The 15,232-nt window shown below is 37.9% G+C and carries 14 protein-coding genes; 7 read left to right on the forward strand and 7 right to left on the reverse strand.

Features of this window, described 5'->3' with window-relative positions; translation table 11 throughout:
* Nucleotides 1-362: 362 nt before the first annotated feature.
* From J2Y40_RS02330 to J2Y40_RS02355, 6 genes are all read right to left on the reverse strand, one after another.
* On the reverse strand, nucleotides 363-1,394 hold the full coding sequence (locus J2Y40_RS02330) for an aminoglycoside phosphotransferase family protein (protein ID WP_309996503.1): 1,032 nt from the start codon (nucleotides 1,392-1,394) through the stop codon (nucleotides 363-365).
* The gene (locus tag J2Y40_RS02335) at nucleotides 1,385-2,293 is read right to left on the reverse strand and encodes a sugar phosphate nucleotidyltransferase (protein WP_309996507.1); all 909 of its coding nucleotides are present in this window, start codon (nucleotides 2,291-2,293) and stop codon (nucleotides 1,385-1,387) included. The genes J2Y40_RS02330 and J2Y40_RS02335 overlap by 10 nt, the downstream gene beginning before the upstream one ends.
* The gene (locus J2Y40_RS02340; RefSeq protein ID WP_153394032.1) at nucleotides 2,283-3,680 is read right to left on the reverse strand and encodes a Gfo/Idh/MocA family protein; all 1,398 of its coding nucleotides are present in this window, start codon (nucleotides 3,678-3,680) and stop codon (nucleotides 2,283-2,285) included. Before J2Y40_RS02340 ends, J2Y40_RS02335 begins: the two co-directional genes overlap by 11 nt.
* Nucleotides 3,681-3,813: 133 nt before the next feature.
* Nucleotides 3,814-4,887, reverse strand: a complete 1,074-nt coding sequence (locus tag J2Y40_RS02345) for a serine hydrolase domain-containing protein (protein WP_309996511.1) — start codon at nucleotides 4,885-4,887, stop codon at nucleotides 3,814-3,816.
* A 59-nt stretch (nucleotides 4,888-4,946) separates the two neighbouring features.
* On the reverse strand, nucleotides 4,947-5,639 hold the full coding sequence (locus J2Y40_RS02350) for an AIM24 family protein (protein ID WP_153394028.1): 693 nt from the start codon (nucleotides 5,637-5,639) through the stop codon (nucleotides 4,947-4,949).
* Between the two features lie 67 nt (nucleotides 5,640-5,706).
* Complete coding sequence (locus J2Y40_RS02355; protein ID WP_309996517.1) at nucleotides 5,707-5,838, reverse strand: hypothetical protein; 132 nt, start codon at nucleotides 5,836-5,838, stop codon at nucleotides 5,707-5,709.
* Nucleotides 5,839-6,014: 176 nt separating this feature from the next.
* Here J2Y40_RS02355 and queA point away from each other — a divergent pair, with 176 nt between their 5' ends.
* The 5 genes from queA (at nucleotide 6,015) to J2Y40_RS02380 (ending at nucleotide 11,280) form a co-directional block, all read left to right on the forward strand.
* Nucleotides 6,015-7,064 carry a tRNA preQ1(34) S-adenosylmethionine ribosyltransferase-isomerase QueA gene (gene queA / locus J2Y40_RS02360; protein WP_153394026.1) on the forward strand — a complete coding sequence of 350 codons (1,050 nt, stop codon included), beginning with the start codon at nucleotides 6,015-6,017 and terminating at the stop codon, nucleotides 7,062-7,064.
* 101 nt (nucleotides 7,065-7,165) lie between these two features.
* Nucleotides 7,166-8,200, forward strand: coding sequence for a 23S rRNA (adenine(2503)-C(2))-methyltransferase RlmN (gene rlmN, locus J2Y40_RS02365; RefSeq protein WP_153394024.1), 1,035 nt, complete (start codon nucleotides 7,166-7,168; stop codon nucleotides 8,198-8,200).
* 73 nt (nucleotides 8,201-8,273) lie between these two features.
* Complete coding sequence (locus J2Y40_RS02370; RefSeq protein WP_153394022.1) at nucleotides 8,274-9,209, forward strand: sterol desaturase family protein; 936 nt, start codon at nucleotides 8,274-8,276, stop codon at nucleotides 9,207-9,209.
* 141 nt (nucleotides 9,210-9,350) lie between these two features.
* The gene (locus tag J2Y40_RS02375; RefSeq protein ID WP_153394020.1) at nucleotides 9,351-10,229 is read left to right on the forward strand and encodes a hypothetical protein; all 879 of its coding nucleotides are present in this window, start codon (nucleotides 9,351-9,353) and stop codon (nucleotides 10,227-10,229) included.
* Between the two features lie 73 nt (nucleotides 10,230-10,302).
* Nucleotides 10,303-11,280: a polyprenyl synthetase family protein gene (locus J2Y40_RS02380; RefSeq protein WP_153394018.1), complete on the forward strand. Its 978-nt coding sequence runs from the start codon at nucleotides 10,303-10,305 to the stop codon at nucleotides 11,278-11,280.
* Between the two features lies 1 nt (nucleotide 11,281).
* On the opposite strand, the gene J2Y40_RS02385 is transcribed toward J2Y40_RS02380, so the two are convergent.
* A complete protein-coding gene (locus J2Y40_RS02385) occupies nucleotides 11,282-11,575 on the reverse strand; it encodes a hypothetical protein (RefSeq protein WP_309996523.1) in 294 nt (97 codons plus the stop codon).
* Between the two features lie 115 nt (nucleotides 11,576-11,690).
* Between J2Y40_RS02385 and J2Y40_RS02390 the strand changes: the two genes are divergently transcribed.
* Together J2Y40_RS02390 and J2Y40_RS02395 are read left to right on the forward strand one after the other, a co-directional pair.
* Complete coding sequence (locus J2Y40_RS02390; RefSeq protein WP_153394014.1) at nucleotides 11,691-14,120, forward strand: transketolase C-terminal domain-containing protein; 2,430 nt, start codon at nucleotides 11,691-11,693, stop codon at nucleotides 14,118-14,120.
* 275 nt (nucleotides 14,121-14,395) lie between these two features.
* Entirely contained in the window at nucleotides 14,396-15,133 is a 738-nt protein-coding gene (locus J2Y40_RS02395; RefSeq protein WP_309996528.1) for a class I SAM-dependent methyltransferase, read from the forward strand.
* The last annotated feature ends 99 nt before the right edge of the window (nucleotides 15,134-15,232 follow it).

Here is a 15,232-nt window from a genome sequence, read left to right on the forward strand (position 1 = left end):
TACAAACTTGCTGAAAATCTTTGATTTTCTTGCGTCTTAAAGACAGCATAATAGGTCAAAATCCTTGCGTCCTTTGGCGTTTTCCAACATTCATTTCTGTTTCCCACAGATCGTGTAGATTACACAGTTTTTTTATTTATATGTTTTTGTTGGGGTTTGGCACAGGCGCTATTTTTTCACCAGCTTTATGGGTATAAGTCGCAATGATTTTATTTACGATAAAATTTCACACTGTCAAATACATAAAAATCGTAGATTTTTAAAAGCTTAAGTGAACTTTTATGCACAAAGCTTTTAAACTTACTTCTACTAAAGTGTAAAGTTGTAGCCTTTATGGTCCAACATTCAGCGAAAGACAGAAATCAATTACCATTTAAGTATTTCCTTAATCCTTTCAACAGCTCCAGCTGATTTTTTGTTCTGTCCAGATTATGTTCAGGATATTGTATGGAATAATAAGTACTCCCATTAAGGTAATCCGTCAAAAAGCGCACGGCCTGAATGTAAATGACAACCTGTGCCGCGTAATCCAGATTATTAATTTCTTCAGGAACCAGTTTTTCTTTTAAATCAGATAAAAAACCTTCTTTTACAGCTTCGTATATTTCTGCATTGAAATTGTCTGTGGCTGTTCCGTCATCTTCAACTGTAGTATTGGTGTATGATCTGGCTATATCTCCGAAATCATACAATAAAGTAGAAATCATGATCGTATCCAGATCAATAATAGCTAAAGGTTTGGAATTCTTGAAGAGGATATTTCTTACATTCGGATCTCCGTGAATAATCCTTTTGGGAAGGGAACCGCTGCTTTCCATATCAATCCATTGTTGGGGAAATGGAAGAAGCTGATTGGTGGTTTCAATTTCAGCAGAAGCAGTTTTTATCAAAGTGCTTTCCGTTTTATGTAAAGCAATCTTGTAATCTGAAATCCTTTTTTCAAAATTAACAAAATCAGGAAGCGGAGTTCGGATTTCAGGAATGTTTCCGGTATTGATGGTATTGAGGAAACAACCTATTGCTTTTGCTGATGCATACGCTGTTTCTGCATCCGGAATCCTGAAAAAAGTTGTCGTATCTTCTATAAAACCGGTCATTCTCCATGATCCGCCTTCTTGATCTTTTGCAATAAAATTTCCGTTTAAAGAGGGGATTGGAATGATAAGCTGTAATGGATAATTCCCGTTTTCCAGAAGCTGATTAACTGCTAAATGGTTGCTGATAATCATCTCAGGTTGTTTGAAAACATGATGGTTGATCTTTTGCAGGATAAATTTTTTCTTGCGGTCTGAATCCTCTAAAAGATAAGTGGTATTGATCAGGCCGTCATTGATAGGAGAGAGGGTATAATTTTTCGTTCCTATAAATTGAGTTACAATATCATTTATTTCCATAAATCTTCCGGGTATCTGTTGTTTCGAATCTCCGATAGCAGAAAATCCTTAATATTCTTTTTGTCATCAGCATACGTAACTCCCATCCATTGTGAAGGGGAAGCCTTTACCAGGACCTTTATTTCCTTTTCATCTATCAATCTCTGAACTGCGGAAGGAATATAAAATTCCTGGCCGGGTCCCGGCTCAGATTCTATGAAATCATAAAAGTAAGTCTCCAGAAAGCAGAAAATATGTGGATTGAAAATGAAAAAATTCATAGATACAAGGGTATCGGGGGATAACTGTATATTCTCTCCGTTCTCGTTATAAATAATGGAACCGTTGAGTTTTTGAATGGAAGTCTGTTCTTCTACGCTAATCAGGTAATGTTCAGGATCCAGTGTACATACTCCTCTCGCTACTGCTCCATGGCCGCTTAATGTTGTGCCTACAGGATAGGCAACCATTCCGAACTGCGATTCTGAAATATGATGGTGGTCAATTTCATCAGCAGCCAGCTGATAAGCTTCCTTTCCATAAAAATCATCCGCATTGATCATTACGAAGGGTTCCTGTATTGTATATTTGGCGCAAAGAACAGCGTGGGCAGTCCCCCATGGTTTTTCACGCGCAGGATAATCGAAGCCCTGTAACGGAATACTGTTGATTTCCTGATATATCCAGTGGAGCTCAAAATTTTTGGTTTCAGAAATGTTGTTGAGCCGGTCAATATAACTTTGGGGAATCAGTTTATTGACAATAATAACGATTTTCCGAAAGCCGGCTTCCAGCGCATCGTAGATAGAGTACTCCAAAATAGGAGATCCGTTATCGAATATTCCGTCTACCTGTTTCAGTCCTTTGTAACGGCTTCCTAATCCGCCAGCTAATATGAGCAGTGCTTTTTTAGAACTCATCAGTCATTCCAAATACAGGTTTACGGGTTTTCCATTTTCCGTTGGTGAAATCAGGGATATCTACCACTTGTCCTCCTTTGGCAATAGATTCTTCACTCAGCGGAGTGATAGAATACCATAACGCAAGATCATAAACATCCATCGGGAATTCTATATTTCGTTTGATACATTCAATAAAAGTATTCATCACAAAGAAATCCATTCCGCCATGTCCGGCTCCGGCAGCTGTACTTTCGAACTTCTTCCACATAGGATGGTCATATTCTTTCATCCATTTTTCCGTATTCTCCCAGCGATGGCTGTGGTTCATTGTTTTTTCAAAATAAATATGCCCCTGGTTAAAATCTCCCCAGCCGAAATCCTGCCATAATCCTTCAGTTCCCTGTACTCTGAAGCCTAAATCATAAGGTCTCTGTAAGCTGGTGTCATGGGTTAAAAGGATCGTTTCTCCATTAGCACATGCAATTTGAGTGGTTACAATATCTCCCTGGTTGAATTTTACCTTGGCATTCGGATGATTTTCTCCTCCTTTAGCATGTTCTGTAATATATTTATGTAGCCCTACAGACTTTGAAGAGAATGAAGAAAGCCTTGTCAGACGGTTCCCGCGGTTGATGTCCATCATCATGGCAACCGGACCTAATCCATGGGTAGGATATAATTCTCCGTTACGCTTTACATAATGTTCCGTTCTCCATTTCGCTTCACTGAAACCTTTATCTCCGAATTCAGCCCCGGAATTGTAAGGAGTAACCCCGTCATTGAAAAGAACACCTCTTAAATCATGCTGATATCCGCCTCTTCCATGAACCAGCTCTCCGAACATTCCCTTACGAACCATATTCAGAATGGCCATGATATCTCTGCGGTAACAGACATTTTCCATCATGAAAATAGGAACTTTTGTTTCCTCATATACTTTTACAAACTCCCAGCAGTCCTGAAGTTTTATGGCTCCTGAAACCTCCATGCCAACAATCTTTTTAGCACGCATCGCTTCTACACCCTGAGGAAGATGCCATTCCCATGGAGTAGCAATAACAACAGCATCTATTGTTTTTAATTTTAAGAGATTCCGATAATCATAGTCACCGTTAGAATACTCCTGAGCAGCTGATTTGTTATTGTCTTTTAATATCTTTTGAGAAGCGGCAAGCATTCTTTTATCCGGATCTGCAAACGCTACAATTTCTACATCATTACGTTTTGCCAGCAATTTTACATGTTCCTGTCCGCGAAGTCCTACGCCAATAAATCCTACGCGAACTTTTTTATCTGTTTTAAAATCATTGGAATAGGCAAATAACGAATTGGGCAGAACTAAAGCACCAAAGCTTGCCAGAGCAGCTGTTTTAATAAAGTTTCTGCGGGAAGTATGATTGTCCATCTATTTTTTTTCTAAATATATTAAAACTTTTGCAGACAGCGATGGAGTGGGGGCTACTGGTTCAAAGACTGGAGAATAATAGCATAAAAATGGTAACTAAAAAATAAACAAGCAGCCAGAGCTAGTCCTTCAGCTATTGACCATAATAAGCTGCAATTACTTTTTCTCTCATCTTATTCAGATATTTGATGTCTTTGGTATTCGATAAAATAATTACAGTGAGGTTTTTATCTACTAAATGTACCCAGTTGGCGCTGTGCCCATATCCTTCACCCTGACGCTCTGCAAATATCGTGTTAACAGAACCGAATTTTTTAGGATACACCCAGAAACCAAGAGCTGTATCTTCCAGCTTCTTATCAGCAGTCAGCATGATATCCAGTGATTTTTTGCTGAACAGCTTATGATTAAAAACAGCCTGGTCAAAGATCTGTAAATCCTTAGGGGTGGAGTACATGGCTCCTGCAGAATAGAAATTGTCAATGTAGGTATTCGTTGGCATATGCAGCGAAAAGGGGTCAGATTCATCTGCTGAATATCCTTCATCAATATTTTTAATAATGTCATTATGATGAAGAAAGCCGGTATTCTGCATTTTCAGAGGAGTAAGGATCTGTTCCTGTAAAACTTTTTCAAACGGCTTATGGTAAATTTTTTCAATGATCTTTCCGAGCAGAATAAAATCTCCGTTGTTGTAGCTGAATTTAGTTCCCGGCTCATTAACCAGTTTTTCAGAAAGGAAGGTATTGATGAAATCATCCAGCTCCCATATTGTATTATCATATGCCTGGTGGATAAATTCCGGTGTACTGATGTCTTTATTGGCTCTTCCGCTGCTGTAGGTAAGAAGATTCCTGATAGTGGCTTTTTTCGCGGCTTCCCCTTTGTATTCCGGGTAATAGGTAGAAATGGTGGAGTCCAGATTTATTTTTCCTTGGTCATAAAGCTGCATAATCAATGCTGCCGTAAAGGTTTTGGTGAGTGAAAAAATATGAAATCTGGTTTCATCAGAAAATGGAATCTGGTAATGCCTGTTGGAGAAACCTTTGTAAGTAAGTAATTCAGTTTTGCCATTTTTCGCCAATAAAACAGAGCCGTTAAAATTATCTTCTTTTACAGAAGAATCAATTACTTTTTCGACTTTCTGTAGCTGAGGATGAACAGTATTGAACATCATCAGCAGAAATCCTGATAGGATATATTTCATAGGGCTGTATTTTTAAATGAACATAGAATTACTTACTTCAAAGATAAGTATTTATGTTATTATTTTTCCATATAATATACTTCTTCATAAGGCTGAATCAGTACCCATCCATGTCCTGAAAACTTCATCTGGAATTCTTCACCGCTTCCTCTTCCGATAAGGCTTTTTAATGAAACATTGGTTTTCAGTTCAGGGCTCAGGTTTCCGGACCATGCTACTGTAGCATTAGGATCTGTGAACACCGGAGTATCAGGAGTTACCAATAACGTTAAAGGATCTCCGTGAGTGGTTATGGCAATATGCCCCGTTCCCGATAGCTTTACCTGGAAAAGTCCGCCAGCCAGCATTCCTGCAACACTTTTAAGCATGGTAATATCACTTTTTACACTTTGCTCATGGGCCAGAACGTCATTTCCGTTTACACATACTGACTCATTGTTCAGATAAAGGATACGAACTTTCTTTCCGGAATCTGCCACATATAATTTCCCTGTTCCTTCAGCCTTCATGAGTTTGGCTCCTTCTCCGCTGATTGCTTTCTTTAAAAGATTTCCTATTCCTCCGGACAGCATTCCCTGTCTTTCAAAATTGATGTTGCCCACATAACTTACCATACTTCCTTTCTTCGTCCATACTGCCTGATTATTCAGGTTGATTTCCAGAAGGTGCTTGGTTTCCAGCTCAAAATAGTCTCTCTGTTGTGGATTTTCTTTGGTTTCATTAATAAATGCTTCAATTGAATACTTGCTCATAATGTTTTGAAATTTAAATGATATATAATTTTTTAGTGTTGTTCTTTGGGTATAATTTGTACTCTTTTCAGTGGTGTTTAGAATTAAGTTGAGCGAATTCATCATCATCTATTCTTCCGCTCCATACAAAATCAATGATCTCATGCCCGTCAGGGTAAGGATTGTTTAAAAAATAGATTTTACAAGGAGATTTTTTCATAACTGTTTTTAATTCCGGGCTAAAATAGACTTTTTTTCAATGCAAAACTCCCGTAAAATCACGGTTTTATATTTGAATTTAAATAATACTTGACAAAGGGGTATTGAATGTCGTATATTTGCACTCCGAAAATTACACCTTGTAATTTCAATAATTTTTAAACCGTAATTTAAAAAATGAAAACATCAGATTTTAATTTTGATCTTCCTGCGGAGTTATTAGCAGAACACCCATCAGAGCACAGAGACGAAGCCAGATTAATGGTTCTTGACAGAAAAACTGAGACTATCTCGCATAAACTGTTTAAAGATGTTGTTGATTATTTTGACGAGGATGATTTGTTTATCTTTAACAATACCAAGGTTTTCCCTGCACGTCTTTATGGAAATAAAGAAAAAACAGGCGCTAAAATTGAAGTTTTCCTTTTAAGAGAGCTTGATAAAGAAACAAGAGTTTGGGACGTATTGGTAGATCCTGCAAGAAAAATCAGAATTGGTAACAAATTATTCTTTACCGAAGATGAATCTCTTGTTGCTGAGGTAATTGATAACACCACTTCAAGAGGACGAACTCTGAGATTCTTATTCGACGGATCTTATGATGAATTCAGAACTAAATTGAAAGAATTAGGAGAAACTCCACTTCCAAAATACATCAAAAGAGCAGTAGAGCCTGAAGATGCAGAGAGATACCAAACCATCTATGCAAAAGTAGAAGGAGCTGTTGCTGCACCTACGGCAGGATTGCATTTCTCCAGACATTTGATGAAAAGACTGGAGATCAAAGGAATCAACTTTGCTGAAGTTACCCTTCACGTTGGTTTGGGAACATTCAACCCAATTGAAGTAGAAGATCTTTCTAAGCATAAAATGGAATCTGAAGAGATCATCATTGACGAGAAAAATGCTGACATCATTAATAAAGCTGTAGATGCTCACAGAAGAGTATGTGCAGTGGGTACCACTACGATGAGAGCATTGGAAACATCTGTTTCTTCCAATAAAAAAATCTCTGCTTTCAATGGCTGGACTAATAAATTCATTTATCCGCCTCACGATTTTGGAGTAGCCAATTCAATGATTACGAATTTCCACACCCCAAAATCTACATTACTAATGATGATTGCTGCATTTGCCGGAAGAGATTTCGTGATGCACGCTTATGAAGAAGCCGTAAAAGAAAAGTATAAATTCTATTCTTACGGTGATGCAATGCTTATTTTGTAATTAATTTTAAATTATAGATTATAAATTTTAGATTAGGTTCTAACCTCCGGAAGGGATTTTAATCTAAAATTTATAATTTAAAATCTATAATCAACCCTATTTTGAAAGATATCCGTACATTATCATTAGACCAGCTTAAAGACTACTTTGTGTCTTTGGGAGAAAAACCGTTTCGTGCGAAACAGGTCTACGACTGGCTATGGAGTAAAAACCTCCATTCGATTGATGAAATGACGAATCTTTCGAAAACCCTTCGCGAAAGAATTTCCGAAGAATATACCATTAATCCGGTTTCTGTAGACCAGCTTCAAAGAAGTTCTGACGGAACCATCAAGAATGGGGTAAAACTCCATGATGGATTATTGGTGGAATCTGTTCTTATTCCAACCGAAACAAGAACTACCGCCTGTGTATCTTCACAGGTAGGCTGCTCGCTAAACTGCGAATTTTGTGCTACGGCAAGACTGAAAAGAATGAGAAATCTTGAAGTAGCCGAAATTGTAGATCAGGTTGCCCTGATTGACAGTCAAAGTAAAATGTATTTCGACAGACCGCTTTCCAATATCGTATTCATGGGAATGGGAGAGCCGATGATGAACTACAAAAATGTGGTGGAAGCGATCAGAAAAATTACCCAGCCTGAAGGTTTGGGAATGTCTCCAAGAAGAATTACCGTTTCTACATCCGGAATTCCGAAAATGATCAAAATGCTTGCTGATGACGAACTGCGTGTGAAATTGGCCTTGTCCCTTCACTCAGCAATCGAATCAAAGCGTAATGAGATCATGCCTTTCTCAGATAAATTTCCATTAACGGACATTATGGAAGCGCTTCAGTACTGGTACCAGAAAACAGGTTCCGTGATTACTTTCGAATATTGTGTATGGAAAGGCATCAATGACGGAGATGAAGATATTAAAGCCTTGATCAGGTATTGCAGACAGGTTCCTTCTAAAGTAAACCTGATCCAGTACAATCCAATCGGAGACGGAAAATATGACCAGTGCAACAAGCAAGCGGAAGAGAATTATGTTCGTCAGTTAGAAAATGCCGGAATTACCGTTATGATCAGAAAAAGCCGTGGCGGCGATATTGATGCAGCCTGCGGACAATTGGCCAATAAAACAGCCGATTAAAATTTCCTTAAAAAATCGAAAATTTCTCTTAAAAATTTCTTAAAGTCCTACCTTTGTATTAAAGTAATACGTGATGATGGACTTTTTAATGAATGAAGACGGTCTTGAAAGTGTATACGCATGGGCAATTCCGTTGCATGCCGCTGTTATTTTGGCCGAAATGATCTACAGCCACGTTTCAGAAGCTAAATTGTATAGCGGGAAAGATGTTGCTACCAATGTCTATCTTGCCCTGATGAATTTTGGTCTGGATCTGATCATGAAGGCTTTCGCCATGGGAGTCATGTTTTTCTTTTACAGCCACAGGCTTTTCTCATGGGATTTTACACTATGGTATTGGCTCATCTGCTTTGTGATAACAGATTTTGCCTATTATGTACTGCATTATGTAGATCATCGCTCAAGAGCATTCTGGGCGGTTCATATCACGCATCACAATTCAGAATTCTTTAATCTTACAACCGGGTTCAGAAGTCCTGTTCTACAGCCGCTTTACCGATATTTATATTTTTCTCCGCTGGCATTTTTAGGATTTAATCCATGGCACATCATGGTTGCGTATGCTATCGGGCAGGTATATGGAACCTGGGTGCATACCCAGACCGTAAAAAGTATGGGCTTCCTGGAATATATTCTGGTTACCCCTTCTCATCACCGGGTTCATCATGCCTGCAATATCAAGTATCTGGATAAGAATATGGGAATGTGTCTGATCATCTGGGATAAAATCTTTGGAACTTTTGAAAAAGAAGATCCTAATGTGCCCGTAAAATTTGGTATTTATCCGAAAATGCCGGATAATAGAGCGGACACGGTTCTGTTCTATGAATGGAGGAAAATATGGAAAGATCTCCGGCAGCCTGGCCTTACATTTACAGACAGAATCAACTATATCTTCAATTCTCCGGGATGGAGACATGACGGAACCGGAAAGACGGTAAGGCAATACCAGAAAGAATACTGGGCAAGACAAGCAAAAAAACAGGAACAGAAAAAGCAGTCTGCCTGATGTCTGTACATTCATTTTACATCAATAAAAATCTACAATAAAAATCGATGGGACGGGCTTAAGCCCGTTTTTTATTGAATGAAAGATCAGAAATTGTAATGTTCATTCTTTCAATTATTCATAAACCTTTATTTTTACCCTATGAAAAAGATCCTTCTGTTTATTACAGTGATAAGTTTCCAATACGTGGTTGCCCAGCAGACCGAATTTTTGAAGATACGCAAACACAGAGTAGGCTATTTAGATGATAAGATCAAGGAGACTTCGGGCCTGAGTATTTTTAATGGGAAATTATATACTTTCAATGACAGTGGTAATGATCCTGAACTTTTTGAACTGGATGAAACAACCGGGAGCATAAAAAACACCCTTAAAATCAATGCAAAAAATAAAGATTGGGAAGCTTTGACGAATGACGGGGAAAATTTCTATATCGGGGATTTTGGAAATAATGCCGGAACGAGAAGAGATTTGGAAATCTACAAACTACCTTTCGGGAATGGTGAGCCAAAAAATGACTCCATTGCTAAAATCTCTTTTTATTATCCGGATCAAACGGAATTCATTCCTAAATATACCGACAATGACTATGATGCGGAAGCGATGATTTACCTGAATGGCAAGCTGCATATCTTTACCAAAGAATGGACCTCAAAATCGACTACTCATTATATTGTTGATCCGGAAGTATCTGAAAAACAGGAAGCCCGGAAAATTGAATCTTATAATACCAATTTTGTAGTAACTGATGCTGCTTATTTTGATAAAAAGCTATATTTGGTTGGATACACCAAAAGAACAGAAGTCTTTATGAATGTATTTACCGAAGCGGAACCAGGGGTGTTTTTTAAAGAAAAACCAAGGCATTATTATCTGGGAAGCGCTTTAGCGGTAGGCCAGATTGAAGGTATTGCAGTTGATGAAAGAGGAATATACATTTCAGGTGAGAAATTTAAATCGAAGTTTGGAAAGGCAGAACCGGCACTTTTTTTTATTTCGAAAGACCAACTCAAAGATTAATTATATCTTAAAATTGCCTGAAAAAAATTATCTTTGTGATCATTAATTAGTATTTACCTATTATTCACAGATTGTGGCCAACATTGTAGAAGACATCAAACAACCGATCAATGAGGAAATGAAACTTTTCGAGCAGAAGTTTTATGAATCAATGCAGAGCAAAGTGCCTTTATTAGATAAAGTAACCCGTTTTATTGTTACTACCAAAGGCAAGCAGATGCGCCCAATGTTTGTGTTTCTGTGTGCCAAGCTGATTGGTGAGGTTAATGAGAAAACCTATCGCGGAGCTTCCATGATCGAGCTGATCCACACGGCTACACTGGTGCACGATGATGTAGTGGATGAAAGCTTCAAACGTCGTAATTTTTTCTCAATCAATGCTCTGTGGAAAAATAAAATTGCTGTTTTGGTTGGGGATTATCTTTTATCCAAATCCGTATTGCTTTCTACAGACCATAAAGATTATGATCTGCTCAGCGTAATTTCCAGAACGATCCGTGAAATGTCAGAAGGCGAACTTCTTCAGCTTGAAAAGGCAAGAAAACTGGATATTACGGAAGAGGTCTATTATGAGATTATCCGCCAGAAAACAGCAACCCTTATTGCTGCCTGCTGTGAGATAGGGGTTTTATCCAATAACGCTGATGAAGTTCTTGCCAAAAAGATGCAGGACTTCGGAACCTATACCGGAATGGCTTTTCAGATCAAGGACGACCTTTTTGATTATCTAAGCTCAAATGTTATCGGAAAACCTGTAGGGATCGATATTAAGGAGCAAAAAATGACACTTCCTCTGATCCATACTCTGAAAACAGCTTCAGAAAAGGACAGAAAATACTATTTCAATACCATAAAACGTTATAATAACAATCCTAAACGGGTAAAAGAACTGATTGAGTTTGTTAAAAGCTCAGGCGGTCTTGACTATGCCGTTAAAGTGATGAAAGATTTTCAACAGAAAGCCAAAGATATTCTGAACGAATTCCCGGATTCTGAACCCAGAAGATCTTTACAGAGTATGCTGGATTATGTTATTGAGCGAAAGTTTTAGACTAAATAATCTTCATTGTAAGAATAATAACAGCTAGAACTATACAAAATAAGGCGATTAAAAATAAATAATCCGCAATAGTCTCAAACCTGATTTCCCGCTTTTCATGCTTGGTCCTGATGGCCAGGAATGAAAAAAAACAACTGCATGTAAAAAGAAGACAGGCAAGACCTGCAAATTCGTCTAAATGCGTGTTGTGACTGATCTTTGTGATTTTAAGAGAGGTGATGATGATCAGTGAAAACCCTAAAAGATTACTGGAAGAATTCAGGATATGAGGTGACTTTTTTTCCATCTGTTACAATTTTTTTTATTATCAAATTTTTAAAAAAGATTATTAAAAATTAAAATTAATTTAAAAATTGTATATTAGCGGAATACTTGAAGAATAAAAACTTTTATATCTAGCTATGCAGACAACTTATATTGAAACACAGCAAATTTCCTTCCAGGATTTTAAAAATCAGATACTTGAAGACTACAGGTTAGGAAGGATTTCTCGCGAAATGTCTTACCTCGGAAGAAGAGAAGTGCTTACGGGAAAAGCTAAATTTGGAATTTTTGGAGACGGTAAGGAGCTTCCGCAGCTGGCCATGGCAAAAGTTTTCAGAAACGGAGACTTCCGTTCAGGATATTACAGAGACCAGACTTTTGCATTAGCAGCAGATGCTTTAACCGTGGAAAGTTTCTTTGCACAGCTATATGCTGATACAAGCGTAGAAAGAGAGCCTGCCTCAGCTGGAAGACAGATGAACGGGCATTTTGCCACAAGAAGTTTAAATGAAGACGGAAGCTGGAAAGATCTTACGGCTCAGAAAAACATCTCTTCTGATATTTCTCCTACTGCAGGACAGATGCCAAGATTATTAGGATTGGCACAGGCTTCTAAAGTTTATAAGAGTGTAAAATTTGAAGGATCAGAAAAATTCTCGAAAGATGGGAATGAGATCGCTTTTGGTACCATTGGTGATGCTTCTACAGCAGAAGGCCATTTCTGGGAAACCTTGAACGCAGCATGTGCCCTTCAGGTTCCTATGATTGTTTCTATCTGGGATGATGGTTACGGAATTTCTGTACCAACTAAAAACCAGAGAGCAAAGGCTGATATTTCAGAAATGTTAAGCGGTTTCCAGAGAAAAGAAGGCGAAAACCAGGGATGTGAGATCATTCAGGTAAAAGCATGGGATTATCCTGCATTATTGGATGCATATGCCAGAGCAGAACATTTTGCAAGAACAGAAAGCATTCCGGTAGTGGTGCATGTGATAGAAGTTACCCAGCCTCAGGGACATTCTACTTCCGGTTCTCACGAAAGATATAAAAATGAAGAGCGTCTTGCCTGGGAAGCAGATTTTGACGGATTGGTGAAATTCAGAGAGTGGATCCTTAATTATTCTATAGAGATTGAAGGTAAAGAAGAAATCATTGCTACTGCCGAAGAATTAGATGCTATTGACGAAGAATCTAAAAAAGCAGTAAAAGCGGGCCAGAAAAATGCCTGGGAAAACTACCAGAAAGCTATTACAGATCTTATTCAGTCTGTTCTTCCTTTGGTAGAAAACCTTAAAGGACAGAATACTGAAGTGGAAGGGTATATTGCCCAGTTCAGCAAATTGGTTTCCAAAGCTAAAAAAGATATATTCCACCTGGCAAGAAAAACCCTTATGGCAACCAGAGGAACTCATTCTGCGGAAAGAAATCAGCTGATGCAGAAGTACCAGGAAGTATTTGAAGTGGAAAAAGATAACTATTCTTCCCATTTGTATTCCCAGTCTCAATGGAAAGCTGAAAATGTAAAAGAAATCAAACCAGTTTACTCAGATTCTTCTGAAGAAGTAGACGGAAGAGTAGTGGTAAGAAATAATTTCGATAAAATTTTTGAAAAATATCCTGAAACTTTAGTATTTGGTGAAGATGCCGGAAATATCGGTGATGTCAACCAGGGACTTGAAGGAATGCAGGAAAAATATGGTGATGTACGAGTAGCTGATACAGGAATCCGTGAAGCTACGATCCTTGGACAGGGAATCGGTATGGCGATGAGAGGATTGAGACCAATCGCTGAGATCCAGTATCTGGACTATATCCTATACTGCCTTCAGGGAATGAGTGACGATCTTGCAACGGTTCAGTACAGAACAAAAGGAGGTCAGAAATCTCCGGTAATCATCAGAACAAGAGGGCACAGACTGGAAGGAGTATGGCATTCAGGTTCTCCAATGGCAGGAATCCTGAACCTTTCCAAAGGTATTTTAGTATTGGTACCTAGAAACCTTACCAAAGCAGCAGGATTCTATAACACGATGCTTCAGAGCGATGATCCTGCGGTTATCGTTGAATGTCTGAACGGATACAGATTAAAAGAAAAACAGCCTGATAACTTAGGTGAATTCACTGTTCCTGTAGGTAAAATTGAAGTGACAAAAGAAGGAAAAGATGTTACTTTGGTCACTTACGGCTCAACATGGAGAGTTGTAATGGAAGCCGCAGAAGAATTGGAAAAATTGGGAATTTCAGCTGAAGTTATTGATGTTCAGTCACTGATTCCTTTCGACCTTTCTCACGAAATTGCAGACAGCGTTAAAAAGACCAACAGATTGGTGGTGATTGACGAAGATGTAGAAGGAGGTACTTCCGCATTCATTTTACAGCAGATCCTTGAAAAACAGAAAGCGTTCAGATATCTGGATTCTGATCCGTTAACGATCGCTGCAAACGACCACAGGCCTGCATATGCAAGTGACGGAGATTATTTCAGCAAACCATCTTCAGATGATATGGTTGAAAAAATCTATGCGATGTTCCACGAAACCAATCCTCAGAAATATCCTTCATTTTAATCAGGATTAAAAATATAACTAGCCGCTTTCCAATGGAGAGCGGTTTTTTTGTGGGTAAAACAAGAGTAAATATTTTTTATAATTGCGACGGCAGACAAAGACAAATTATAGCGGATGATTCCAGTCTTGAATTTTGTATACTTTTTTTTGACTATGTCGAATCTTCGATTTCAAGAAAAAAATGATAATTTTCAGCTTTATGCTCATCCTGATTTCTGCCTGATCCTTAATTCCATTTAAATTCCTACATTTGAATCAATATCAAACTACTTTCCATGAAAATCACCAAGCTTGTCATCCTGTTCAATTACAAGAAGATCGTTTTAGGAGCTTTTATTTCTTTCATTCTTTTTCTTTTATCTTTCCAGGTGGATTCTCATGAATGGATTCTGTTTTTAAGAATAATCGGTGTTCTTATCCTCTTGAATATCATTGCATCAGTTACAGCGTCTTATATTCTTTATGACAAGTCCGATCTTTATGAATTAAATAATTTGAAAGATATTGTAGACTGGAATAAAACAGAGAAAGCGGTCTTAGTTCATGCCAGTTTTGATCCTTTATCCCGACATTTAGAGGAAAAATATCCGAAACTACATTTAACGGTCTGTGATATTTACGGTAACAGGCATGAGCATGAAAGCGGAATAAATGTTTCAAAAAAACTGTTTCCACCCAATGAGAAAGAGATCAAAATATCACCCAATCAGTTGCCTTTTGAAGACGGTTCCCAGGATATTATTCTTGCTGTTACTGCCGTTCATGAAATACTGAATCATGATCAGAGGGTTTTGTTCTTTAAAGAAGCTAAAAGAGTAGTTAAAAAGGGAGGATTAATCATTATTTCGGAACAGTTCAGAGATGTAACCAATTTTATCTTCTTTAATATAGGTGCTTTTCATTTTCTAAGCCGCAAACAATGGGAAAAAGCAATCTTTTCTGCCGGTTTGAAAATATCAGAGAATAAAAAGATCACTCCTTTTGCCGATATGCTGGTGATAAGAAATGATTGAAGTTATTTCCATTGAAAATAAATGAAAGCATTATGAAGTTTGAATTGTAAGAGATTACCGAAAACCTTTGGCTTTCTTGCGCCTTAAAAACAGTATAAT

The organism is Chryseobacterium sp. 2987, assembly GCF_031456375.1.
In the GTDB taxonomy this organism is placed as follows: Bacteria; Bacteroidota; Bacteroidia; order Flavobacteriales; family Weeksellaceae; genus Chryseobacterium; species Chryseobacterium vaccae.

Excerpts from the sequence above, each read along its gene's own strand:
- J2Y40_RS02330 (WP_309996503.1), bottom strand. The coding sequence starts at position 1,394 with ATGGAAATAAATGATATTGTAACTCAATTTATAGGAACGAAAAATTAT.
- J2Y40_RS02335 (WP_309996507.1), bottom strand. The coding sequence starts at position 2,293 with ATGAGTTCTAAAAAAGCACTGCTCATATTAGCTGGCGGATTAGGAAGC.
- J2Y40_RS02340 (WP_153394032.1), bottom strand. The coding sequence starts at position 3,680 with ATGGACAATCATACTTCCCGCAGAAACTTTATTAAAACAGCTGCTCTG.
- J2Y40_RS02345 (WP_309996511.1), bottom strand. The coding sequence starts at position 4,887 with ATGAAATATATCCTATCAGGATTTCTGCTGATGATGTTCAATACTGTT.
- J2Y40_RS02350 (WP_153394028.1), bottom strand. The coding sequence starts at position 5,639 with ATGAGCAAGTATTCAATTGAAGCATTTATTAATGAAACCAAAGAAAAT.
- J2Y40_RS02355 (WP_309996517.1), bottom strand. The coding sequence starts at position 5,838 with ATGAAAAAATCTCCTTGTAAAATCTATTTTTTAAACAATCCTTACCCT.
- queA (WP_153394026.1), top strand. The coding sequence starts at position 6,015 with ATGAAAACATCAGATTTTAATTTTGATCTTCCTGCGGAGTTATTAGCA.
- J2Y40_RS02370 (WP_153394022.1), top strand. The coding sequence starts at position 8,274 with ATGATGGACTTTTTAATGAATGAAGACGGTCTTGAAAGTGTATACGCA.
- J2Y40_RS02375 (WP_153394020.1), top strand. The coding sequence starts at position 9,351 with ATGAAAAAGATCCTTCTGTTTATTACAGTGATAAGTTTCCAATACGTG.
- J2Y40_RS02385 (WP_309996523.1), bottom strand. The coding sequence starts at position 11,575 with ATGGAAAAAAAGTCACCTCATATCCTGAATTCTTCCAGTAATCTTTTA.
- J2Y40_RS02390 (WP_153394014.1), top strand. The coding sequence starts at position 11,691 with ATGCAGACAACTTATATTGAAACACAGCAAATTTCCTTCCAGGATTTT.
- J2Y40_RS02395 (WP_309996528.1), top strand. The coding sequence starts at position 14,396 with ATGAAAATCACCAAGCTTGTCATCCTGTTCAATTACAAGAAGATCGTT.